This is a genomic window from Massilia sp. KIM (assembly GCF_002007115.1).
Classification (GTDB): domain Bacteria; phylum Pseudomonadota; class Gammaproteobacteria; order Burkholderiales; family Burkholderiaceae_D; genus Telluria.
The window spans coordinates 3,133,220-3,152,797 of record NZ_MVAD01000001.1; the positions used below are offsets into that span (position 1 = coordinate 3,133,220).

General features: G+C 66.7%; 26 protein-coding genes. 8 read left to right on the forward strand and 18 right to left on the reverse strand.

Features of this window, described 5'->3' with window-relative positions; translation table 11 throughout:
* Positions 1–18: 18 nt before the first annotated feature.
* From B0920_RS13670 to B0920_RS13690, 5 genes are read right to left on the reverse strand one after another with little or no spacing between them, the layout of a single operon-like run.
* On the reverse strand, positions 19–624 hold the full coding sequence (locus B0920_RS13670; protein ID WP_078033023.1) for an SCO family protein: 606 nt from the start codon (positions 622–624) through the stop codon (positions 19–21).
* A 1-nt stretch (position 625) separates the two neighbouring features.
* Positions 626–1,519 (reverse strand): heme o synthase, encoded by an 894-nt coding sequence (cyoE, locus tag B0920_RS13675; protein WP_078033024.1) that lies wholly within the window; start codon positions 1,517–1,519, stop codon positions 626–628.
* Complete coding sequence (locus B0920_RS13680) at positions 1,516–2,769, reverse strand: heme A synthase (protein ID WP_078033025.1); 1,254 nt, start codon at positions 2,767–2,769, stop codon at positions 1,516–1,518. The genes cyoE and B0920_RS13680 overlap by 4 nt, the downstream gene beginning before the upstream one ends.
* Positions 2,770–2,772: 3 nt before the next feature.
* Positions 2,773–3,396: an SCO family protein gene (locus tag B0920_RS13685; RefSeq protein WP_373887886.1), complete on the reverse strand. Its 624-nt coding sequence runs from the start codon at positions 3,394–3,396 to the stop codon at positions 2,773–2,775.
* Positions 3,377–4,114: an SURF1 family protein gene (locus B0920_RS13690; RefSeq protein WP_078033027.1), complete on the reverse strand. Its 738-nt coding sequence runs from the start codon at positions 4,112–4,114 to the stop codon at positions 3,377–3,379. The genes B0920_RS13685 and B0920_RS13690 overlap by 20 nt, the downstream gene beginning before the upstream one ends.
* 33 nt (positions 4,115–4,147) lie before the next feature.
* Between B0920_RS13690 and B0920_RS13695 the strand changes: the two genes are divergently transcribed.
* Entirely contained in the window at positions 4,148–4,348 is a 201-nt protein-coding gene (locus B0920_RS13695) for a twin transmembrane helix small protein (RefSeq protein ID WP_078033028.1), read from the forward strand.
* A gap of 204 nt (positions 4,349–4,552) precedes the next feature.
* Here B0920_RS13695 and B0920_RS13700 read toward each other — a convergent pair whose 3' ends face one another.
* Genes B0920_RS13700 through coxB form a run of 6 tightly spaced genes read right to left on the reverse strand, consistent with a single transcriptional unit; the run spans position 4,553 to position 9,213 of the window.
* Complete coding sequence (locus tag B0920_RS13700; protein WP_078033029.1) at positions 4,553–5,422, reverse strand: cytochrome c oxidase subunit 3; 870 nt, start codon at positions 5,420–5,422, stop codon at positions 4,553–4,555.
* Positions 5,423–5,476: 54 nt separating this feature from the next.
* Positions 5,477–5,698 (reverse strand): DUF2970 domain-containing protein, encoded by a 222-nt coding sequence (locus tag B0920_RS13705; RefSeq protein WP_078033030.1) that lies wholly within the window; start codon positions 5,696–5,698, stop codon positions 5,477–5,479.
* 7 nt (positions 5,699–5,705) lie between these two features.
* Positions 5,706–6,293 (reverse strand): cytochrome c oxidase assembly protein, encoded by a 588-nt coding sequence (locus tag B0920_RS13710; protein WP_078033031.1) that lies wholly within the window; start codon positions 6,291–6,293, stop codon positions 5,706–5,708.
* A gap of 1 nt (position 6,294) precedes the next feature.
* A complete protein-coding gene (locus B0920_RS26135; protein WP_229455486.1) occupies positions 6,295–6,405 on the reverse strand; it encodes a cytochrome oxidase small assembly protein in 111 nt (36 codons plus the stop codon).
* On the reverse strand, positions 6,405–8,000 hold the full coding sequence (gene ctaD, locus B0920_RS13715) for a cytochrome c oxidase subunit I (RefSeq protein WP_078033032.1): 1,596 nt from the start codon (positions 7,998–8,000) through the stop codon (positions 6,405–6,407). The genes B0920_RS26135 and ctaD overlap by 1 nt, the downstream gene beginning before the upstream one ends.
* Before the next feature lie 28 nt (positions 8,001–8,028).
* Positions 8,029–9,213 (reverse strand): cytochrome c oxidase subunit II, encoded by a 1,185-nt coding sequence (gene coxB, locus B0920_RS13720; protein WP_078033033.1) that lies wholly within the window; start codon positions 9,211–9,213, stop codon positions 8,029–8,031.
* A gap of 2 nt (positions 9,214–9,215) precedes the next feature.
* Between coxB and B0920_RS25625 the strand changes: the two genes are divergently transcribed.
* On the forward strand, positions 9,216–9,485 hold the full coding sequence (locus B0920_RS25625; RefSeq protein WP_143745727.1) for a hypothetical protein: 270 nt from the start codon (positions 9,216–9,218) through the stop codon (positions 9,483–9,485).
* A gap of 76 nt (positions 9,486–9,561) precedes the next feature.
* Here the strand turns inward: B0920_RS25625 and B0920_RS13725 are convergent, their stop codons facing one another.
* Positions 9,562–10,482: a methyltransferase domain-containing protein gene (locus tag B0920_RS13725; RefSeq protein ID WP_229455487.1), complete on the reverse strand. Its 921-nt coding sequence runs from the start codon at positions 10,480–10,482 to the stop codon at positions 9,562–9,564.
* Positions 10,483–10,551: 69 nt separating this feature from the next.
* On the opposite strand from B0920_RS13725, the gene B0920_RS13730 reads away from it, so the two are divergent.
* Together B0920_RS13730 and trmL are read left to right on the forward strand one after the other, a co-directional pair.
* Entirely contained in the window at positions 10,552–11,295 is a 744-nt protein-coding gene (locus B0920_RS13730) for a ComF family protein (RefSeq protein WP_078033035.1), read from the forward strand.
* Between the two features lie 69 nt (positions 11,296–11,364).
* Positions 11,365–11,835, forward strand: a complete 471-nt coding sequence (gene trmL / locus B0920_RS13735) for a tRNA (uridine(34)/cytosine(34)/5-carboxymethylaminomethyluridine(34)-2'-O)-methyltransferase TrmL (RefSeq protein WP_078033036.1) — start codon at positions 11,365–11,367, stop codon at positions 11,833–11,835.
* A gap of 24 nt (positions 11,836–11,859) precedes the next feature.
* Here trmL and B0920_RS13740 read toward each other — a convergent pair whose 3' ends face one another.
* Positions 11,860–12,102, reverse strand: coding sequence for a hypothetical protein (locus tag B0920_RS13740; protein ID WP_078033037.1), 243 nt, complete (start codon positions 12,100–12,102; stop codon positions 11,860–11,862).
* Positions 12,103–12,233: 131 nt separating this feature from the next.
* Between B0920_RS13740 and B0920_RS13745 the strand changes: the two genes are divergently transcribed.
* The 3 genes from B0920_RS13745 (at position 12,234) to B0920_RS13755 (ending at position 14,097) form a co-directional block, all read left to right on the forward strand.
* Positions 12,234–13,130 carry an SPFH domain-containing protein gene (locus B0920_RS13745; RefSeq protein ID WP_078033038.1) on the forward strand — a complete coding sequence of 299 codons (897 nt, stop codon included), beginning with the start codon at positions 12,234–12,236 and terminating at the stop codon, positions 13,128–13,130.
* 11 nt (positions 13,131–13,141) lie between these two features.
* Complete coding sequence (locus tag B0920_RS13750) at positions 13,142–13,351, forward strand: hypothetical protein (RefSeq protein WP_078033039.1); 210 nt, start codon at positions 13,142–13,144, stop codon at positions 13,349–13,351.
* A 197-nt stretch (positions 13,352–13,548) separates the two neighbouring features.
* On the forward strand, positions 13,549–14,097 hold the full coding sequence (locus B0920_RS13755; RefSeq protein WP_078033040.1) for a PEP-CTERM sorting domain-containing protein: 549 nt from the start codon (positions 13,549–13,551) through the stop codon (positions 14,095–14,097).
* 4 nt (positions 14,098–14,101) lie between these two features.
* Here the strand turns inward: B0920_RS13755 and rfaE2 are convergent, their stop codons facing one another.
* Together rfaE2 and B0920_RS13765 are read right to left on the reverse strand one after the other, a co-directional pair.
* Positions 14,102–14,575, reverse strand: coding sequence for a D-glycero-beta-D-manno-heptose 1-phosphate adenylyltransferase (gene rfaE2 / locus B0920_RS13760; protein ID WP_078033041.1), 474 nt, complete (start codon positions 14,573–14,575; stop codon positions 14,102–14,104).
* A 12-nt stretch (positions 14,576–14,587) separates the two neighbouring features.
* Positions 14,588–15,775, reverse strand: coding sequence for a PilT/PilU family type 4a pilus ATPase (locus B0920_RS13765; protein WP_078033042.1), 1,188 nt, complete (start codon positions 15,773–15,775; stop codon positions 14,588–14,590).
* A gap of 136 nt (positions 15,776–15,911) precedes the next feature.
* Here B0920_RS13765 and B0920_RS13770 point away from each other — a divergent pair, with 136 nt between their 5' ends.
* Positions 15,912–16,853 (forward strand): hydrogen peroxide-inducible genes activator, encoded by a 942-nt coding sequence (locus tag B0920_RS13770; RefSeq protein WP_078033043.1) that lies wholly within the window; start codon positions 15,912–15,914, stop codon positions 16,851–16,853.
* A 33-nt stretch (positions 16,854–16,886) separates the two neighbouring features.
* Here the strand turns inward: B0920_RS13770 and B0920_RS13775 are convergent, their stop codons facing one another.
* From B0920_RS13775 to B0920_RS13785, 3 genes are all read right to left on the reverse strand, one after another.
* Positions 16,887–17,345 carry a YaiI/YqxD family protein gene (locus tag B0920_RS13775; RefSeq protein ID WP_078033044.1) on the reverse strand — a complete coding sequence of 153 codons (459 nt, stop codon included), beginning with the start codon at positions 17,343–17,345 and terminating at the stop codon, positions 16,887–16,889.
* Between the two features lie 94 nt (positions 17,346–17,439).
* Complete coding sequence (locus B0920_RS13780; RefSeq protein WP_078033045.1) at positions 17,440–18,021, reverse strand: PEP-CTERM sorting domain-containing protein; 582 nt, start codon at positions 18,019–18,021, stop codon at positions 17,440–17,442.
* A gap of 23 nt (positions 18,022–18,044) precedes the next feature.
* A complete protein-coding gene (locus B0920_RS13785; protein ID WP_078033046.1) occupies positions 18,045–19,547 on the reverse strand; it encodes a PhoX family phosphatase in 1,503 nt (500 codons plus the stop codon).
* Positions 19,548–19,578: the final 31 nt, after the last annotated feature.

Sequence of the window (19,578 nt, forward strand, 5' to 3'; positions counted from 1 at the left end):
GAAGTGGTGTTTACACCATCATAACAGCTGACGCAGGTCGTGTGCGATCGGTGCGGGGCCCTGGCCGTGGCGCAGGAAGAGCCTCGCCTTGCCCTCGCGGTCGAACACGTAGCTGCCCGCCGTGTGGTCGATGGTGTACTGGCCCGGCTCGCTGCCCGGCACCTTGCTGTAGAAGACCTTGAACTCCTTGGCCGTGCGCGCCGTCGCTTCCGCGTCGCCGCGCAGCCCCAGGAAGCGCTTGTCGAAGGCCGGCACGTAGCTGGCCAGCAGCTCCTGGGTGTCGCGCTCGGGGTCGAGGGTCACGAACAGCACCTGCACCTCGTCGGCGGACGGGCCCAGCTCCTTCAGCACGGCGGCCATCTCGGCCATCGTGGTCGGGCACACGTCGGGACATTGGGTATAGCCGAAGAACAGGACGGTCAGCTTGCCGCGGAAGTCCTGCAGGGTGCGCGGCTTGCCGTTGTGATCGGTGAGGGAGAAGCCCTTGGCGTAGTCCAGCCCGGTCACGTCGACGTTGTTGAAGGCGGCCGGCTTGTTGGCGGCCTTGTCGCAGCCGCCGGCGAAGGCGGCCAGCAGCATCAGGGCCGCGACGCGCGCAGTGACGTAGGAAGACAGTCGTTTCATCTCAGAACTTGAAGTAGTGGTCGACGAGCAGGGCAGCGAACAGCAGCGACAGGTAGACGATGGACCAGGTAAAGGTCTTGCGCGCGGCCATGTCGCTGTAGTGGCGGTGTACGCGCCAGGAATGGCGCAGGAAGATCGCGTTGAGCACGACGGCCGCCGCGAGGTAGATCAGGCCGCTCATGCCCACCGCGAAGGGCAGCAAGGTGGTGGCGGCCAGCGCCACGGTGTAGAGCCAGACCTGCAGGCCCGTGAAGCGCATGCCGTGGGTGATCGGCAGCATCGGCAGGCCGGAGCGGGCATAGTCGTCGCGGCGGTACATGGCCAGCACCCAGAAGTGCGGCGGGGTCCACATGAAGATGATCAGCACCAGCAGCCAAGCCTGCATCGGCACCTCCCCCGCCACCGCGGCCCAGCCGAGGGCCGGCGGCATGGCGCCCGAGAGGCCGCCGATCACGATGTTCTGCGGGGTGTTGGGCTTGAGCAGGAGGGTATAGATGAAGGCGTAGCCGACGAAGGTGACGAAGGTCAGCCACATGGTCAGCGGATTGACGAAGGTGTACAGGATCCACATCCCCGCCCCGCCGATGATGGCGGAGAACAGGATGGTCTGGGTCTGGCTCAGCTCACCCATCGCGGTGGCGCGGCGCGCGGTGCGCGCCATGCGGGCGTCGATCTCGGCTTCCACGAGGCAGTTCACCGCGAATGCGGCGCCCGCGAGCAGCCAGATGCCGGCCGTGCCGGCGATCAGGGTCTGCCAGCCCGGGAAGCCGTCGGTGGCGAGGAACATACCGATCACGGCGCAGAACACGGCGAGCTGGGTCACGCGCGGCTTGGTCAGGCTCCAGTACTGCGAGAACCGGCTCGGGGATTTATGGATGGCTGTCTGGGTTGTCATGGTGTTCTCGGGCTTGGCGGCTGCGTCCGGGCGGGCGCCGCCGGCTCCGTCGCCGGCCCGCTGTCGCTTCCGCCATGGCTTGCATTGCCGGCGCGGCTGCCGCCCCCGGGGGCGCCGGCAGCCGGCGCGCCGGCCAGTTCGCCAGCCACGTCGATCTGATGCTTGACCCGGTAGTTTAACATGGTCACCAGCAAGACCAGCAGGGCCGCCCCGGCGTTGTGCAGGACCGCGATCGCCAGCGGGAAGTCGAACCAGACCGTGGCCGCGCCGGTGAACAGCTGGGCCACGAGCACCAGGGCCAGGCGGCGCGCGGTCGGGCGCAGGTCGGCATGGCGCCAGGCCCTGGCGATCGCCAGGCCCAGCACCAGGGTCAGCACCAGGGCCGACACCCGGTGCACCCAGTGGATGGCGACCAGGGCGGAAAACGGCAGGTAGTGGCCGGCCGCGGTCTTGCCCAGCTCGCGCCACAGGGTGAAGCCGTGCTCGAAGTCCATGGGCGGAAGGAGCTGGCCGTCGCAGAGCGGGAACTCGTCGCAGGCCAGGGTCGCATAGTTAGTGCTTACCCACCCGCCCAGCGCGATCTGGAGCGTCAGCACCACCGCGGCCAGCAGGGCCAGGCCGCGCAGGGCGCGCAGGGCCGGCAGTTCGCCGGGCGCCGGTGCCGGGGGGCGCCGCATCAGGTAGTCTTCGCGTCCGCCCAGCCAGGTCAGCATGGCCAGCAGGGCCATGCCCAGCAGCAGGTGGATGGTGACGATCGCCGGCTGCAGCTTGAGGGTGACGGTCCAGGCGCCGAAGGCGCCCTGGATGCAGACGAAGACGAACAGGGCCAGGGGCATGGCCGGCTTGAAGGCCTGGTTGCGGGTGCGGCGCCATTGCATGATGGCGGTGAACAGCAGGGCCATGATGATCACGCCGATGCCCATCGCCAGGTAGCGGTGGATCATCTCGATCCAGGCCTTGGCCACCGTCACCGGGCCGGTCGGCATGGCCGCTTCGGCGGCGGCGATCTCCTCGTGCGCCAGGAAGGGATTGGCCATGCCGTAGCAGCCCGGCCAGTCGGGGCAGCCGAGGCCGGAATCGGTCAGGCGGGTAAAGCCGCCGAACACGATCAGGTCGAAGGTCAGGAACACGGCCACCCAGACCAGCTTGCGGAATTTGTTGATGCTGGAGGACATCCAGACCATGGCCAGGGGCAGGCTGGCGACCAGCAGGCCCTTCAGGGCCAGCAGCAGGAGGGAAGACGCTTCCATGGCTTATCCGATCGCCGACGCCTTGAGCAATTTGGCAATGTCCTGATAGACCCGGCGCGGTTCCGGCTCCTTGGGGAAGCGCATCATCAGGTTACCGAGCGGGTCGATCAGGTAGATATGGTCGGCGGCGCCTGAGCCGGCCTCCGCCGGCAGCCATTGCTGCACGGTGGCGGCATCGGCGCGCAGCACCTGCACGCCGTCGAGCACGTCCACGCCCTCGACCTGGCGCAGGGCCGCCGCGTCCGGCGCGCCGGCGTCGGTCAGCAGCCAGACGCGCTGGATACGGTCCATGTTCTTGCCCTGCATCAGGCGCCACTGGCGCATCGCGTGCAGCTGCTTCTGGCAGGCCTGGGCGCAGTCGGCGCCGCCAACCTTGACCATCAGCCACTTGCCCGCGAGGTCTTCCAGGCGGCGCGGCTCTCCGGCCAGGGTGGTGCTGGCCATGGGCGGGATCGGACGCTCGCGCGGGTCGATCAGGGTGCCGTAGTTGGTGCGGCCGCTCGGCTTGATGACGTAATAGGTGAGGTAGGAGGCGATCATGGGCGCCGCGCACACCAGCAGCACGGCGAACAGCTTCCAGCGGCCGCGGCGGCGCGCCTGGGTCGGGTCAATCGCTTTTTCCTGCAATGTGTTTTCTACCACTTCGAAATCCCGTTATCACGAAAAAGAGGATGGCCATGGCCGCCAGCGCATACCACTGGAAGGCATAGCCGCGGTGCTTGTCGATGCCGGCCTCCGGGGCCGGCCAGTCGCGCGCCAGCTCGTCGCCTGGCGCTGCGGGCGTCAGCTGCTGCACCAGGAAGGGCTGCATCGCCAGGCCGGCGGCCCGCGCCAGGTCTTGCGGCGCCAGGTTCTGCACCAGGGCGCCGGGTTGGAGGGCTTGTTCGCCGCCCAGTTCCATCACCCGGCCGCTGCCGCTCACCACCTGCCCCTCGAGCGTCACCAGCCCCGCCGGCGTCGAGAAAGGCGGCAGTTTGCCGTACTCGGCCTGGCGCGGCAGCCAGCCGCGCAGCACCAGCACGTGGCTGTCGCCGCCCGCTATTTTAAACGGCATGGCGAGGATGAATCCGGACTGGCCATTCATCGGCCGGTTCGACAGGAAGACGGGCCAGTCGGCGCGGAATTCGCCCTGGAGGCGCACGCGCCGGAACTCGAGCGGTGCGGCGGGCTGGATGGCGGGGCCGAGCAGGAGTGGCGGCTCGGCGCCACGGGCGGCCCGGCGGGCCTGGAGTTCGGCTTTCTGGGCCGCCCTGCCCTGCTGCCAGTTGCCCAGCAGGACAGCGATGACGGCCACCAGCACGGCGGCAATGAAGGGCAAGGCGCGAAAACGGAAGGCGAACGGCATTACAATGGTGCCTCAAGCTTTCCAGGGCCAACCATGAAACTCTTTGTTGCCATTGCCTTCATCCTGATACTTGCCAGCCTCGGTTCGGCCCTGTTCTTCCTGATGCGCGACAAGGGCCGCAGCAACCGCACCGTCCATGCGCTGGCGATGCGGGTGGGACTGTCGATCACGCTCTTCCTCTGCCTGCTCGGGGCCTACAAGCTGGGCTGGATCGCGCCGACCGGCATCCGCTGACAGCACACCAACATCGCGCGGGCCGGCCGGCTTGCCCGGACCGGCCCGCTTCCATGACGACGGCCGACAGCCTGTGACCACGGCTGAAAGCCTAAGACGACAGCCGACAGCCTGTGACGACAGCTGACAGCCTGTGACGACAGCTGACGGGTGTGACGACGGCTGACAGCCAATGACGCCGGCCGGCAGCCCTACGACAATCGCTTACAGCCAGTAGACGACCACGTACAGGCCCAGCCACACCACGTCGACGAAGTGCCAGTACCAGGCCGCACCCTCGAAGCCGAAGTGGTTGTCGGGAGTGAAATGCCCTTTCATCACGCGGTAGAGGATCACGGCCAGCATGATCGCGCCCATGGTCACGTGGAAGCCGTGGAAGCCGGTCAGCATGAAGAAGGTCGAGCCGTAGATGCCCGAGGTCAGCTTCAGGTTCAGGTCCGAGTAGGCGTGCATGTACTCATAGACCTGGAAGCCCATGAAGATCGCGCCCAGCAGGATGGTGGCGAACAGCCAGAAGGCGGTCTTGGCGCGGTGGCCGGCGCGCAGCGCGTGGTGGGCGATGGTCAGGGTCACGCCCGAGGTCAGCAGCAGCGCGGTGTTGATGGTCGGGATCGGGAAGGGACCCATGGTCTGGAAGCCGTCCACCACGCCCGCCGGGCCGGTGTTGCCCCAGTGCGCGGCGAAGTCCGGCCACAGGATCTTGTGGTCGAGGTCGGCCAGCCAGGGCATGGTCACGGCGCGCGCGTAGAACAGCGCGCCGAAGAAGGCGCCGAAGAACATTACTTCCGAGAAGATGAACCAGCTCATCGACCAGCGATAGGACAGGTCGATGCGCTTGCCGTACAGGCCGCGCTCGGATTCGCCGATGGCGTCGCCGAACCAGAAATAGAGCACCACCAGCATGGCGGCGATGCCGACCAGGCAGACCGCCGGGCCCCAGGGCAGGCTGTTGACCCAGCCGGAGGCGCCGGCCATGGTGACCAGCATCGAGATGCCCGCAAGCATCGGCCAGCGCGACGGGCCCGGTACGAAGTAGTACGGCGCGCTGTGGGGGGTACTCGTTGGCGAACTCATCTTCTTCTCCTCGATCAAACTCTTTGGAATTGTTGGGTACTGCTCACATTCTCTCTACTGCGTTACCGCGATCCGCACCGCCAGCATCAGGATGCCGATGAACAGCGCCACCCCGATCAGCCCGGCGATGATCACGTGCACCGGGTTCAAATTGGCCGCGTCGCGCTCGTAATCCTTGCGCTTGCGCACACCGAAGAAGGACCAGAACACCGCCTTCATCGTCGCCAGGAAACTGCCCTTGCGGCGATGCGGTTCGTCCCGGGGCCCCTCTTCCATCTCGTCCTCAGTTCGCCGCGACCGCCGCGCCCGCCGCGCCGCCGATCTCGAAGAAGGTATAGGACAAGGTAATGTTCTTCACTTCGCGCGGCAGCTCCGGATCGATGTAGAACACCACCGGCATCTGGCGCGCCTCGTTCGCCTTCAGGGTCTGCTCCTGGAAGCAGAAGCAGTCCACCTTCTTGAAATGCGGGGTGGCCGACTGCGGCGCATAGCTCGGAATCGCCTGCGCCTTGACCACCCGCGGCTGGGTGTTGACCACCTCGTAGACCACGGTGGTCAGTTCGCCCGGATGCACCTCGACGCTGCGCGCGGTCGGACGGAAGCGCCAGGGCCCCTGGGCGTTGCCGTCGAGTTCGACCGTGATCACCCGGCTCTTGTCGACCTGGCTGTTCTTGGGCGCCTCGACCAGTCCGTCCTTCTGGGTCAGCACGTTAATGCCGAGCACCTCGCAGATCTGGCGGTAGACCGGCACCAGCGCATAGCCGAAGCCGAACATCGCCACCGCCACCACCACCAGCTTGCCGAGCGTGCTGCGGTTGAGCCGCAGCAGCCCGCCGTCTGGTTTGCCGTCCGGCTTGCCGTCCGCGCTCATCTCAGCTCAGGAAGGTGAATTTGAAGAACACGCTGATGAAGAAGAACAGCGCCACGCCGCCCAGGATCAGGGCGGTGCGCAGGTTGTTCTTGTCGCGCTGCGGGGCCATCATCATTTCACCAGCGGCGGGGTTTCGAAGGTGTGGAAAGGCGCCGGGCTCGGCACGGTCCACTCCAGGCCTTCCGCGCCTTCCCAGGGCTTGGCCGGGGCGGCCTCGCCGCCACGGATGGTCGGCAGCACCACGGCGAACAGGAAGTAGACCTGCGACAGGCCGAAGCCGAAGGCGCCGATCGACACGATCATGTTGAAGTCCGTGAACTGGGTGGCGTAGTCCGCATAGCGGCGCGGCATGCCGGCCAGGCCCAGGAAGTGCATCGGGAAGAAGGTGATGTTGAAGGTGATCAGCGAGAGCCAGAAGTGGATCTTGCCGCGGCCTTCCGGATACATGTGGCCGGTCCACTTCGGCGCCCAGTAGTAGAAGCCGGCGAACAGCGCGAACAGCGAACCCGCCACCAGCACGTAGTGGAAGTGGGCCACCACGTAATAGGTGTCGTGGACCTGGATGTCGATCGGGGTCACGGCCAGGATCAGGCCGGTGAAGCCGCCCATGGTGAACACGAAGATGAAGCCGACCGCGAACAGCATCGGGGTCTCGAAGGTCATCGAGCCCTTCCACATGGTGGCGACCCAGTTGAACACCTTCACGCCGGTCGGCACCGCGATCAGCATGGTGGCGTACATGAAGAACAGCTGCGAGGTCACCGGCATGCCGGTGGTGAACATGTGGTGGGCCCAGACGATGAAGGACAGGATCGCGATCGAGGCGGTCGCGTAGACCATCGAGGCGTAGCCGAACAGCGGCTTGCGGGCGAAGGCCGGGATGATCTGCGACACGATGCCGAAGGCCGGCAGGATCATGATGTAGACCTCGGGGTGGCCGAAGAACCAGAAGATGTGCTGGTACATCACCGGGTCGCCGCCGCCGGCGGCGTTGAAGAAGGAGGTGCCGAAGTGGCGGTCGGTCAGGGTCATGGTGATCGCGCCCGCCAGCACCGGCATCACGGCGATGAGCAGGTAGGCGGTGATCAGCCAGGTCCAGCAGAACATCGGCATCTTCATCAGGGTCATGCCCGGCGCGCGCATGTTCAGGATGGTGACGATGATGTTGATCGAGCCCATGATCGACGAGGCGCCCATGATGTGCATGGCGAAGATCGCCATGTCCATGCCGATGCCCATCTGGGTCGAGAGCGGCGCGTACAGGGTCCAGCCGGCGGCGGTGGCGCCGCCCGGGGCCAGGAAGGACGCGGCCAGCAGGATCGCGGCCGGCGGCAGCAGCCAGAACGAGAAGTTGTTCATGCGCGCGAAGGCCATGTCCGAGGCGCCCACCTGCAGCGGCAGCATCCAGTTGGCGAAGCCCACGAAGGCCGGCATGATCGCGCCGAACACCATCACCAGGCCGTGCATGGTGGTCAGCTGGTTGAAGAACTCCGGACGGAAGAACTGCAGGCCGGGCTCGAACAGCTCGGTGCGGATCATCAGCGCCAGCACGCCGCCCGAGAGCAGCATGATGAAGGAGAACCACAGGTAGAGGGTGCCGATGTCCTTGTGGTTGGTGGCGAACAGCCAGCGGCGCCAACCGTGGGGATGGTCGTGCGCGTGATCGTGGCCGTGATCGTGTGCGTGATCGAGAGTGCTGGTAGTCATTTCAATATCCCTGAAGCGAATGCGTGGATTACTTGCGTGCAGCCAGAACCTCGGCCGGTTGTACGATGTTTTCCGCCGCCTTGTTGGTCCAGGCATTGCGGGTGTAAGTGATCACGGCAGCGATCTCGGTGTCCGACAGCTGCTTCCAGGCCGGCATGGCTGCCGGGTACTTCGGGGTGTCCTGGCCATTGAGCAGAACGTCGATCTGCGGCGCCTTGGCGCCCAGGACGAGCTCGGAACCTTCCAGCGGCGCGAAGGCGTTCGGCACGCCCTTGCCGTTGGCCTGGTGGCAGGCCACGCAGTTGGCGTTGTAGACCTGCTCGCCGCGGGTCTTGAGTTCGTCGATGGTCCAGGTCTTGTTCGGATCGTCGGCCTGGGCCGCCATTTCCTTCTTCTTGCCTTCGACCCAGGCAGTGTACTCGGCGTCGGTCACGACGCGCACCACGATAGGCATGAAGGCGTGGTCCTTGCCGCACAGCTCGACGCAGTTGCCGCGGTAGACGCCGACCTTCTCGGCCTTGAACCAGCCGTCGCGCACGAAGCCGGGGATGGCGTCCTGCTTGATGGCGAAGGCCGGGATGGTCCAGGCGTGGATCACGTCGTTGGCGGTGAAGACCATGCGGATCTTCTTGTTGACCGGAACCACCATTTCGTTGTCGACCTCGAGCAGGTAGTTTTCGCCCTTCTGCTCGGTGGCGGCCTCGCCCGGCAGGCCGATCTGGCTGCGCGGGGTGGCCAGGTTGGACAGGAAGGAGATGCCCTCGCCTTCGCCCTTCAGGTAGTCGTAGCCCCACTTCCACTGCATGCCGGTGGCCTTGATGGTGATGTCGGCGTTCGAGGTGTCCTTGAGCGCGACCACGGTGCGGGTGGCCGGCAGGGCCATGCCGATGACGATCAGGAAGGGAACGACGGTCCAGGCGATCTCGACGGCGGTCGATTCATGGAAGGTGGCGGGCTTGTGGCCCAGGGATTTGCGGTGCTTGAACACCGAGTAGAACATGACCCCGAACACGCCGATGAAGATGACCAGGCAGACGATCATCATCCAGTTGTGGAGGGAATAGATGTCGGCGCCGACACCGGTCACGGGGGTCTGCATGTTCAGCTGGTGCTCAACCGGCCGGCCCGTGATCTCCGGTGCCGCCCACGCTGGGATGCCGGCAGTTACTGCGAGGCCGAACAGCATGGCCCCAAGTCGCGTTGCATAAGTCATGTATGTCCCCAACCACCCAAAAAATAAAAGTATTTTTTAAACGGCGGCAATCCGAGAACAAACTGCCGCCGCCTCCGAACGATGTTCGCAGAGGGCTGCCGGGTCGTCCCGCGAAATTGCGCTGCGGAATGGTGGGAAACCATCACGCCGGGCCGTCCAGCGGGTGCTGGCAAGGTCCGGCGCTTACTCTGCTCATGCTGCAATTCAGTTCTATTTCTCGTCCGGAAGTGCTGTTTTTTTCAGCGTTGTTCTGGTCCGAAAGAGAAAAATAGCGATTGATTATACTGAAATTGCTAATTTTTATTCAAGGAAAATCGGGAATGCAACAGATGTTGTGTCCGCGGCCATTCAGCCCGGTTTACGGGGCTGGAAACGCACGATGGCCTCGCCCGAGGCGGTAGTGCGCGGGGCGGGACGGAAGGCGTGGCCGTAAATGACCTCGAAGGTCAGGCCGAGCTTGCCGTCGGGGCGGCGCTGGGCCTCGAAGGCGCCCTTCACCTTGTCCCAGGCCGCGCGTCCGACCAGGCCGCGGCGGCGCGTCTCGAGCGGATTGCCGCCCAGGGCGCGCACGTCGGCCAGCAGGGCCTCCACCGTGTCGTAGGTGACCGTGATGCGTTCCATGTCCATGACGGGCGTGGAGAAGCCCGCCTCCACCAGCTGGTCGCCGAAGTCGTGCATGTCGACAAAGGGCAGCGTATGCGGCGCCTCGTCCAGCACGGCGAAGGCGGCGCGCACTTCCTGGAAGGTGTCGGGGCCGAAGTTCGAGAACATCAGCAGCCCGTCCACGCGCAGCACGCGGCGCCATTCGGCGAACACGCGGTCCGGCTGCGGATGCCAGTGCAGCGCCAGGTTCGACCAGAGCAGGTCGAGCGAGTTCGGACCGAAAGGCAGGCTGCCGAAATCGCCGCAGACGATGTCGACGCCGGCCTTGGCCGGCAGCAAGCGGCTCAGCATCTGGTTCAGGCCGCGCGTGGCGGGGGCCGGCAGCCTGGCGGCGGCGGCCATCGCGGGCGCCGCGTCCAGGCCCAGGATCTGGGCCGCCGGATAGGTCTTCTGCAGCAGCGCCAGGTCCGCGCCCGCCCCGCAGCCCGCGTCCAGCACCTGTTTCGGCGCGATCTTCACCAGTTGCAGGCGTTCGTGCATGCGGCCGGCGATCTCGCGGCGCAGGAAGTCGGAGGACTGGACGCGCTGGGGCCGCGCGAACAGGGCGCGCACGCGCGCCAGGTCGATCGGCGCGCTCATGTTGGACGGGGATTGAGGAGAAGCCATGGGAGGGGATGCGTACAAATGAGATAATGGCGGGAGTGTACCCGTTTGCCGCGATTTCAGCCGACGCCCATGCCCGTCCACCCGCTGCCCCGGCGCCTCGCCGCTCCCCTGGAAGGGCTGCTGCGCTGGCTGCTGCCGCACTGCTGCGCATTGTGCGGCGGCGCCGGCGAGGCGGCGGTGTGCGCCGCCTGCGAAGCCGACTACCTGCGCGCCCGGCCGCGCTGCCCGGTGTGCGCCAACCCGGCCGGGGCCGCGGACGCCGCCCTGCCCTGCGGCGCCTGCCTGGCCGCGCCGCCGTCCTTCGACGCCACCGTGGCCGCCTGCGACTATGCAGCGCCGCTCGACGGCCTGGTGCTGCAGCTGAAGTTCCACGCCCAGCTGGCGCTCGCGCCCTGGATGGCGCGCATGCTGCACCGGGAGTGGCGGCGCGGCGGACTGGCTCCGCCCGAGCTCCTGTGTCCGGTGCCCCTGGGCGCCGCGCGGCTGGTCGAACGCGGCTACAACCAGGCGCTCGAGCTGGCGCGCCCGCTCGCTCGGCTGATGGAGACGCCGCTGGCGCCGCGCCTGGCCTTGCGGGTGATCGAGACGCGCGCCCAGTCCGGGGTCGAGCCGGCCGCGCGCCGGCGCAACGTGCGCGGCGCCTTCGCAGTGGCCGACGAGGCGCAGGTGCGCGGCCGCCACGTCGGCGTAGTCGACGACGTGATGACCGGCGGGCACACCCTGGATGAACTGGCGGCGGCGCTCAAGCGCGCCGGCGCCGCGCGCGTCACGAACTTCGTGTTCGCGCGCACCCCGCCGCACCGGCATGCATGAATAGCGTCCGGGTGTCCGCTGCCGCGGCGCCCGCTTGAATCAATAGGAATAAGTCAAGAGGAGAGCGAGTTGTTCCACGTCGTCCTGGTCGAACCAGAAATCCCGCCGAACACCGGCAACGTCATCCGCCTGTGCGCCAACACCGGCGTGCAGCTGCACCTGATCGAGCCGCTCGGCTTTCCGCTGGACGACGCCAAGATGCGCCGCGCCGGCCTCGATTACCACGATTACGCGAGCATGAAGGTGCACAAGGACTGGGACGCCTTCCTGCGCGACGCCCGGCCGGACCCGGCGCGCATGTTCGCCCTGACCACCCACGGTTCCTCGCCCTTCGCCGAGGCCAGCTTCCGGCCGGGCGACGTCTTCGTGTTCGGGGCGGAATCGCGCGGCCTCGATCCGCTTCTCCGCAACACCTTCCCGCCGGCCCAGCGCATCCGCCTGCCGATGCGGCCCGACAACCGCAGCCTGAACCTGTCGAACACGGTGGCGGTGGTGGTCTACGAGGCCTGGCGCCAGAACGGCTACGCAGGGGGCGCCTGAGCCCGTCCCGGCCTCGGGCCCGCTTCAGGCCCGGTAGCCCGCATCCACGAGCGCCAACGCCAGCGGAATGACGGCGATGGCGATGCCCATGGGCAGGAGCGCCAGCAAGCGCCGCAACGGCCCGACGGGGCGGCCTGCCGTGACGCGCCGGTAGGATTTCCAGCCGAAATAGATGCCGAGCGCCCCGAAAATGAAGATCGGCAGGATCGCCCAGATCAGTACGAATACCATCAGGGAACACAGCAGCGAGAGGATGGCCATCAGCATGGTAGGTCACGTGCAATGAAGATGCGCGAGCATACCGCGAAATGCGGCCCCCCCATTCATTGCTTGACATGCATGCCAACGCGGCCATAAAGTGATATCACTTTGATGTCACACCCACGAAGGAGCCGAGCATGAATGCAGTACATACCCGCAGCGAAAAGCCTTTCTCCTCCGCGAACGGCTATCTGGCGGCCGCCTCCGGCGTCGTGCTGCTGCTGGGCGCCGCCTACCTGGTGAAGGCGGGACTGGAAGAAGGCGGCGGCATCGCCTTCCTGCTGGGCAGCCTGGCGCTCGGCGCGGGCGGCCTGCTCTGCCTGACCGGCCTGTTCATGCTCCAGCCGAACGAAAGCGCGATCCTGACCCTGTTCGGCAAGTACATCGGCACCGACCGCAGCGAAGGCTTGCGCTGGGCCTTCCCGCTCTACGTGAAGCGGCGCCTGTCGCTGCGCGCGCGCAATTTCAATGCCCCGACCCTCAAGGTCAACGACAAGCGCGGCAACCCGGTGGAGATCAGCGCGGCCATCGTCTGGCGCGTGCGCGACACCGCCCAGGCCGTCTTCGACGTCGACGATTTCGAGCGCTACGTGGCGATCCAGGCGGAAGCCGCGCTGCGCCACCTGGCGTCGCAATACGCCTACGACGAGGGCGAGGACTTGTCGGCGGGTGAGACCACGCTGCGCGCCGGCATGGACACGGTGGCGGACGCCCTCAAGTGCGAACTGCAGGCGCGCTTCGATGCGGCCGGCGTGGAAGTGCTGGATGCTAAACTCACCCACCTGGCATACGCCGCCGAGATCGCCCAGGTGATGCTGCGCCGGCAACAGGCCGAGGCCATCATCAGCGCCCGCGCCAAGATCGTGCACGGCGCGGTGAGCATGGTCGAAGCGGCGCTCAAGGGCCTGTCGGAGCGCGGCATCGTCGAACTCGACGACGAACGCAAGGCGGCCATGGTCAGCAACCTGCTGGTGGTGCTCTGCTCGGACAAGGAAACCCAGCCGATCGTGAACACCGGCACCCTCTACAACTAGCAATTAATAGTATGGCAAGTCCCGGCAAGAAATCCTACCCCCTGCGGATCGATCCCCTGTTGTGGGAAGAACTGCAGCGTCTCGCCGCCCGGGACTTGCGCAGCGTGAACGCGGAAATCGAGTTCCTGCTGCGGGAAGGCCTGGCGCGCCGGGGCGTCAAGCACCTGGAGGCCAGGCGCGAGGATGAGGACGGCAAGGCGACCAGGACCCAGGGCGACTGAAGCGCAAGGGGACGGGCCCACGGCCACGCGGCCCCGTCCGGACGCGCCCTGTGGCGGCCAGGAGACATCTGTTAGCCATCGAACACGACAGTAAGCGAATTCAGGAGTACGCTTGTTACACCGTCACAGTTTACAAAGTGACGTTAACATTTAACGTTCACTGTCCAGGCGCCCCCCTGTTTTCGTTCGAGGTATTTATGAAGAAGTTGCTCACCGCCGGCGCCCTCCTCCTTGGCTGCGCTGCCGCCCATGCCGATCCCGTGTCCTGGGGTTTTTCCTTCGCCGGCTTCTATGATCAAGAAGCCAATCTGTTCCTGACCGATGAAGTCATTTCCGGCTCCTTCAAGGGAGACGACATGAACGGCAACGGCCTGCTGGAGATCGGCGAGCTGACCACCCTCGTGGTGGGGGAACTGGACTACATCGCCTGCGCGGCCAACAGCAACGCCTACTACCAGTGCGGCGCCACCGCCTTCTCGTTCTCGCCCGACGCCGGCCTTTCGTTCTCGGTCGGCAGCTACGGCAACGACCCCGAAGGCTGGGTCGGGGGCGGCAAGCTGATCACGGTGGGCGACATGCACTATGCCTACGAATACAACCCGATGGCCACCAACGAGCGCCACCTGCGCTGGACCAGCGACACCACGCTGACCATCATGTCGCAGGCGCCGGAACCCGGCACCTGGGCCATGCTCGGCGTCGGCCTGCTGGGCATCGGCTGGCGCCTGCGCCAGCGCAAGGCTTGAAGCCTTAGCCGCGGATCTTGGCCACCAGCTTGGTGGTCGAGCGGTCGTGCTCGAAATCGATCGCGACCGCCCGGCCGCCATAGGCCAGGACCGCCTTGCCTTCCGGGATCTGGTCCATCACGTAGTCGCCGCCCTTGGCGTAGATCCCGGGGCGCGCTTCCTGCACCACGGCCAGCGCCGTGTCCTCGTCGAATTCCACCACCAGGCTCACCGCCTCCAGCGCGGCCAGCACCGCCATGCGGTCGGCCAGGGTGTTATGCGGGCGGTCCTCGCCCTTGCCCAGGCGCTTGACCGAGGCGTCGGTATTCACCGCCACCACCAGCGAGGCGCCCAACTCGCGCGCCTGCGCCAGGTAGGTCACGTGCCCGCGGTGCAGGATGTCGAACACGCCATTGGTCAGCACCACCGGCTGGGGCAGGCTGGCGACGCGCGCGGCCAGGTCGGCGCGGGCGCAGATTTTCTTTTCAAATGAAGGCATAGGTAACAGCAATTAGGGTTTGGGTGGGACGTCGTCTTCCGCTTCTTCCTCGATCGCCATCGAGAGCGCGCTGGCCGGCGCGCCGCCCTCGCCGGGGCCCTTGCGCTCGCCCGAGAGCTTGATCTGCAGGCGCAGGCCGTTGCTCGAATCGGCGTTGCGGATCGCTTCCTCGTAGCCGATATAGCCCTTGTTGTACAGCTCGAACAAGGCCTGGTCGAAGGTGCACATGCCGAGCTCGCGCGACTTGTGCATGATTTCCTTAATGTTCTGGAAATTCCCCTTCAGGATCATCTCGCTGATGGTCGGGGTGTTCAGCAGGATCTCGATGGCGGCCTTGCGGCCCTTGCCGTCCTCGGTACGGATCAGGCGCTGGGAGACCACCGCGCGCAGGTTGGACGAGAGGTCCATCAGCAGCTGGTTGCGGCGCTCTTCCGGGAAGAAATTGATGATGCGGTCCAGGGTCTGGTTCGCATTGTTCGCGTGCAGGGTGCCCAGGCACAGGTGGCCGGTCTCGGCGAAGGCGATCGCGTGCTCCATGGTCTCGGTGTCGCGGATCTCGCCGATCAGGATCACGTCCGGCGCCTGGCGCAGGGTGTTCTTCAGCGCGTTATGCCAGGACAGGGTATCCACGCCCACCTCGCGGTGGGTCACCAGGCAGTTCTTGTTCTTGTGGACGTATTCGACCGGATCCTCGACCGTGATGATGTGGCCGGCCGAATTGCTGTTGCGGTAATCGATCATCGCCGCCAGCGTGGTCGACTTGCCGGAACCGGTGCCGCCCACCACCAGCACCAGGCCGCGCTTGGTCATCACCACGTCCTTGAGCACCTCGGGCAGGTCGAGCTTTTCGAAATTCGGGATTTCCGAGGCAATGGTGCGCACCACCATGCCCACGCTCTGCTGCTGCACGAAGACGTTGACGCGGAAACGGCAGACGCCGGGCAGCGAGATCGCGAAATTGCACTCCATCTCGGCCTCGAACTCGGCGCGCTGGCGCTCGTTCATCAGCGACAGCGCCAGGGCGCGCGTGACCTCGCCGTTGAGGCGCTGCTGGCTCAGGGGCTTCATCGCGCCCTGGTGTTTCATGCTTGGAGGAAAGTCAGCCGAAATAAAGAGGTCGGACCCGCCCTGGTGGTGCATGACGGTGAGCAGCTTGTGGATATAGGCCTGGGCTTCCGCCGGGCCGAAGGTCGAGGACATGCGGGGCCTTTCGCTGGATCGCAGGCAAAAACGGCCTGCGCGGCAATTATATAGACTAAGATTCCCGTTAAAATAATATTTCATGGCCGGCTGGCGGCGTCACAGACGCCGGGCGGCCGATCCAGGACCAGACGCTATGACACTGACCGAGCTCAAATACATCGTTGCCGTGGCCCGCGCCAAGCATTTCGGCCACGCGGCGGAAGCCTGCTTCGTCGCCCAACCCACCCTGTCCGTCGCCATCAAGAAGCTGGAGGACGAACTGGGCGTGACGCTGTTCGAGCGCGGCGGTTCCGAGGTGTCGGTGACGCCCCTCGGCGCCCAGATCGTGGCCCAGGCCGAACGGGTGCTGGAACAGACGGCCGCCATCAAGGAACTGGCCAAGCAGAACAAGGACCCGCTGGCCGGCCCGCTGCGCCTGGGGGTGATCTACACCATCGGGCCCTACCTGCTGCCGCCGCTGGTGAAGAACCTGATCGACACCGTGCCGCAGATGCCGCTGGTGCTGCAGGAGAACTACACCCACAAGCTGCTGGAGCTGCTGCGCCAGGGCGAGCTGGACGCCGCCATCATGGCCCTGCCCCTGCCGGACCACGGGATGTCGATCCAGCCGCTGTACGACGAACCCTTCATAGTGGCCATGCCGCGCAACCATCCCTGGGCCGCGCGCAAGGAAATCTCGGCCGAGGATCTCAAGAGCGAAACCATGCTGCTGCTGGGCGCGGGCCATTGCTTCCGCGACCAGGTGCTGGAAGTGTGCCCGGAGATGGCGCGTTTTTCGGCCGGCGGCAATGGCATGCAGCGCACCTTCGAAGGTTCCTCGCTCGAGACCATCCGCCACATGGTGGCCAGCGGCATCGGCCTGACGGTGCTGCCGCGCGCCTCGGTGGCCGACATGAACGATCCCAACGGGCTGCTGACCTATGTGCCCTTCTCGCCGCCGGCGCCCTCGCGCCGCGTGGTGATCGCCTGGCGCAAGAGCTTCACGCGCAAGGCGGCGATCGACGCGATCATCCGGGCGGTGGGCGAATGCAAGCTGCCTGGAGTGGAGATGGTGGCCTGGGAAGCGGCCGCCTGAGGTCGCCCTGGCGGACGACGCCGGCGTCGCCGGCTAATCGGGGCGCGGGGCGCGCCGCGCCAGTTCGCGGTCGAGGGCATTGGCGAACTGCTGGCGGTCGGCCTGGCTGAAGGCGGCCGGACCGCCGGTATCGACGCCGCTGCCGCGCAGCTCTTCCATGAAGGCCCGCATCGTCAGTTGCTGGGCGATCGTGTCTTTCGTGTACCAATCGCCGCGCGGGTTGAGCGCCAGCCCGCCCTTCTCCAGCACCTGGGCCGCCAGCGGGATATCGCCGGTGACGACCAGGTCGCCCGGCTCCAGGCGCGCCACGATCTCGGCGTCGGCCACGTCGGCCCCGGCCGGCACCTGGAGCGCGCGGATGTAGCGCGAGCCCGGCACCCGCATCAACTGGTTCGCCACCAGGGTGACGGGGAGTTGCCGGCGTTCGGCGACCCGGAACAGGATGTCCTTGATGACGGCGGGACAGGCGTCGGCGTCGACCCAGATGTGCATGGCGGTGAATGGAAGGTGTCGCCGGGATCCCGGCCGGCCCCCATTGTACCCGCTGGAGCGCCGGCCTATCCTTCCCGCACCGCCCGCCGCCTGCTCAGTGCTGGTCCTGGCGGCGGCGCGCCATCCACAGGCCGGCGCACAGCATCGGCAGCATCAGCGCCAGGATCGAGGGTTCCGGCACCTGGGCGGTGATGGTGAAGCTGTCGCCCGCGCGCAGGCCGGCGGTGCTGAGCAGCCAGTCGTCCTGCGCCGCCACGCCGAAGGGATTACCGAATTGGAATTCGGCCGGCTCGGGGCTGGCGAAATCGATCACGGCGCTGTGCGCGTCGAAGCGGACGCCGCCCAGGCTGCCGAAGGCCGGGGTGACGCTGCCGGCGGCGGCGAAGCTGATGCCATCGAGCAGGAAGCTGAAGTTGTTCAGCGGGATGCCGGTGAGGTTGGCGACGATCGCGTTCATGCTGAGCGGGCCCGCCAGGTCGCCCTCTTCCAGCACGAAGGTCAGGGTGCTGCCCGGCAGCTTGGCCAGGTCGAGGTTGAAGGCGACCGTGCCGGCGCTGCTGAAGTCGGTGACCGTGTTGCCGGCCGGGCCACTGGTCGATTGCAGCACGGCCGCTTGGGCGCCGCTTGCCAGCACCAGGGCGGTGAAGGCTGCGGTGATGAGCTTGATGAAGTTCATGCGTTTCTCCTTGTTGGAATGGATTACAGCGGGCCCTTGGCCCACGGACCCGAGATGGCGAAAGTCACGCCCGGGGTCTGGATGTTGACGAAGAGGTAGCGGCCGGTCGGGTCGAAGCAGGCGCCGGCGAATTCGTTGGCGCGCTGGTCGCCCGCGAGCGAAGTCAGCTTGCCCGCGGCCTGGAGCTGGGCGGCGGTGAGGACGATGTTGTTCTTGGCGAAGATGTAGGCGTCCCCCAGGGCGGTCAGGCCCATCAGGCGTTGGCCGAAGCCGTACATGTCGGTGGCGGCGGTGGAGGCGTCCTCGCAGATCAGGATCGCGTTGCGCGGGCTGACGGTGAGGTTGTCGCCCATGTTGCCGACCAGCGCGCTCGGGCTCGAGTAGATGCACTTGAGCACCTGGGTCGCCAGGTCCAGCTCCCAGATGGTGCCGCGCTGCACCGCGCCGCCCGAGGTGTCCATCACGTACATCTTGCCCTGGGCATACCAGATGCCTTCGCCGCGGTTCATGCGCGCCGCGCCCTGCAGCCAGCCCTGGACGAAGGGGCCGGCGGCGCCGGTGATGGTCACGCCCGAGGGACCGGTGGCGTTGCCGCGGTCGGCGTCCGGGTTGGCGATGTCCACCCATTCCAGCTCATAGGTGGCGTTGACCGGGGCGACCGCCAGGTTGGCGTTCTGAATGCCGCGCACGCGCGCCATCTGCAGCACGCCGCCCATGGCCAGCGAACCGGGGCGGCCCTGCTTGACATCCGGGACGTAGCGGTAGAAGCCCGACTTGCCCCCGGCGTCCTCGGTCTCGTAGACGATTCCGGTGACCGGGTCGACGGCGGCGGCCTCGTGGGCGAAGCGGCCCATGCCGATGATGGGCTGGCCGGTGGTCTGGGCCGGGTCGGCGGTCACTTCGAACACATAGCCGTGCTTCCTGCCCGAGGCGCTGACCGCGTCCGAACCGACTTCCTCGCAGGTCAGCCAGGTGCCCCAGGGGGTGATGCCGCCGGCGCAGTTGGTCTGGGTGCCGCCCAGGCTGGGGGTCATGCTGACCCAGTTGCCGTCGCGGAAGATCAGGTTGGTGGTGCCGCCGCCGAACTTGTTGGACGAGCTGCCGCTCACGTTGCCGCCGTCGTAGACGCCGATGGCGTTGATGAAGTTGCCGGCGCCGGTGCCGCCGATCTCGTGGTTACGCACCAGCACCAGTTCGGTGCTGCGGCCAAGCTTGCGCGAGACCACCACGCCCATGCCGTCGTGGCCGCCCGGGCAGGCCTTGCCGTCGGTCATCAGGTCGCCGCGCCAGCCGAAGCTCTTGTAGCTGAAGCCGGCCGGCAGTTGCAGCAGCGGCAGGCCGGTCGTGAGGTCGTTCACCGGTGCGATCGGGCCGTAAGGGCTGTCCACCAGGGCGGTCGAGCCATTGGCGGCCATGGCTTGCTGCGCCTGCATGGCGGCGAAGGCGCCGACGAAAGGCAGGGCCGAGGCGCTGGCCAAGCCCTTGAGCAGATTGCGTCGCGACGGCGACAGTGCGTTGTCAGTCATTGAACTTCTCCAATTGGATGCGCCGGTCTTC

What these genes read in the sequence shown, in the direction of transcription:
- B0920_RS13670 (WP_078033023.1), bottom strand. Translation starts at nt 624, where the DNA reads ATGAAACGACTGTCTTCCTACGTCACTGCGCGCGTCGCGGCCCTGATG.
- cyoE (WP_078033024.1), bottom strand. Translation starts at nt 1,519, where the DNA reads ATGACAACCCAGACAGCCATCCATAAATCCCCGAGCCGGTTCTCGCAG.
- B0920_RS13680 (WP_078033025.1), bottom strand. Translation starts at nt 2,769, where the DNA reads ATGGAAGCGTCTTCCCTCCTGCTGCTGGCCCTGAAGGGCCTGCTGGTC.
- B0920_RS13690 (WP_078033027.1), bottom strand. Translation starts at nt 4,114, where the DNA reads ATGCCGTTCGCCTTCCGTTTTCGCGCCTTGCCCTTCATTGCCGCCGTG.
- B0920_RS13695 (WP_078033028.1), top strand. Translation starts at nt 4,148, where the DNA reads ATGAAACTCTTTGTTGCCATTGCCTTCATCCTGATACTTGCCAGCCTC.
- B0920_RS13700 (WP_078033029.1), bottom strand. Translation starts at nt 5,422, where the DNA reads ATGAGTTCGCCAACGAGTACCCCCCACAGCGCGCCGTACTACTTCGTA.
- B0920_RS13705 (WP_078033030.1), bottom strand. Translation starts at nt 5,698, where the DNA reads ATGGAAGAGGGGCCCCGGGACGAACCGCATCGCCGCAAGGGCAGTTTC.
- B0920_RS13710 (WP_078033031.1), bottom strand. Translation starts at nt 6,293, where the DNA reads ATGAGCGCGGACGGCAAGCCGGACGGCAAACCAGACGGCGGGCTGCTG.
- B0920_RS26135 (WP_229455486.1), bottom strand. Translation starts at nt 6,405, where the DNA reads ATGATGGCCCCGCAGCGCGACAAGAACAACCTGCGCACCGCCCTGATC.
- ctaD (WP_078033032.1), bottom strand. Translation starts at nt 8,000, where the DNA reads ATGACTACCAGCACTCTCGATCACGCACACGATCACGGCCACGATCAC.
- coxB (WP_078033033.1), bottom strand. Translation starts at nt 9,213, where the DNA reads ATGACTTATGCAACGCGACTTGGGGCCATGCTGTTCGGCCTCGCAGTA.
- B0920_RS25625 (WP_143745727.1), top strand. Translation starts at nt 9,216, where the DNA reads ATGTCCCCAACCACCCAAAAAATAAAAGTATTTTTTAAACGGCGGCAA.
- B0920_RS13725 (WP_229455487.1), bottom strand. Translation starts at nt 10,482, where the DNA reads ATGGCTTCTCCTCAATCCCCGTCCAACATGAGCGCGCCGATCGACCTG.
- B0920_RS13730 (WP_078033035.1), top strand. Translation starts at nt 10,552, where the DNA reads ATGCCCGTCCACCCGCTGCCCCGGCGCCTCGCCGCTCCCCTGGAAGGG.
- B0920_RS13740 (WP_078033037.1), bottom strand. Translation starts at nt 12,102, where the DNA reads ATGCTGATGGCCATCCTCTCGCTGCTGTGTTCCCTGATGGTATTCGTA.
- B0920_RS13745 (WP_078033038.1), top strand. Translation starts at nt 12,234, where the DNA reads ATGAATGCAGTACATACCCGCAGCGAAAAGCCTTTCTCCTCCGCGAAC.
- B0920_RS13750 (WP_078033039.1), top strand. Translation starts at nt 13,142, where the DNA reads ATGGCAAGTCCCGGCAAGAAATCCTACCCCCTGCGGATCGATCCCCTG.
- B0920_RS13755 (WP_078033040.1), top strand. Translation starts at nt 13,549, where the DNA reads ATGAAGAAGTTGCTCACCGCCGGCGCCCTCCTCCTTGGCTGCGCTGCC.
- rfaE2 (WP_078033041.1), bottom strand. Translation starts at nt 14,575, where the DNA reads ATGCCTTCATTTGAAAAGAAAATCTGCGCCCGCGCCGACCTGGCCGCG.
- B0920_RS13765 (WP_078033042.1), bottom strand. Translation starts at nt 15,775, where the DNA reads ATGTCCTCGACCTTCGGCCCGGCGGAAGCCCAGGCCTATATCCACAAG.
- B0920_RS13770 (WP_078033043.1), top strand. Translation starts at nt 15,912, where the DNA reads ATGACACTGACCGAGCTCAAATACATCGTTGCCGTGGCCCGCGCCAAG.
- B0920_RS13775 (WP_078033044.1), bottom strand. Translation starts at nt 17,345, where the DNA reads ATGCACATCTGGGTCGACGCCGACGCCTGTCCCGCCGTCATCAAGGAC.
- B0920_RS13780 (WP_078033045.1), bottom strand. Translation starts at nt 18,021, where the DNA reads ATGAACTTCATCAAGCTCATCACCGCAGCCTTCACCGCCCTGGTGCTG.
- B0920_RS13785 (WP_078033046.1), bottom strand. Translation starts at nt 19,547, where the DNA reads ATGACTGACAACGCACTGTCGCCGTCGCGACGCAATCTGCTCAAGGGC.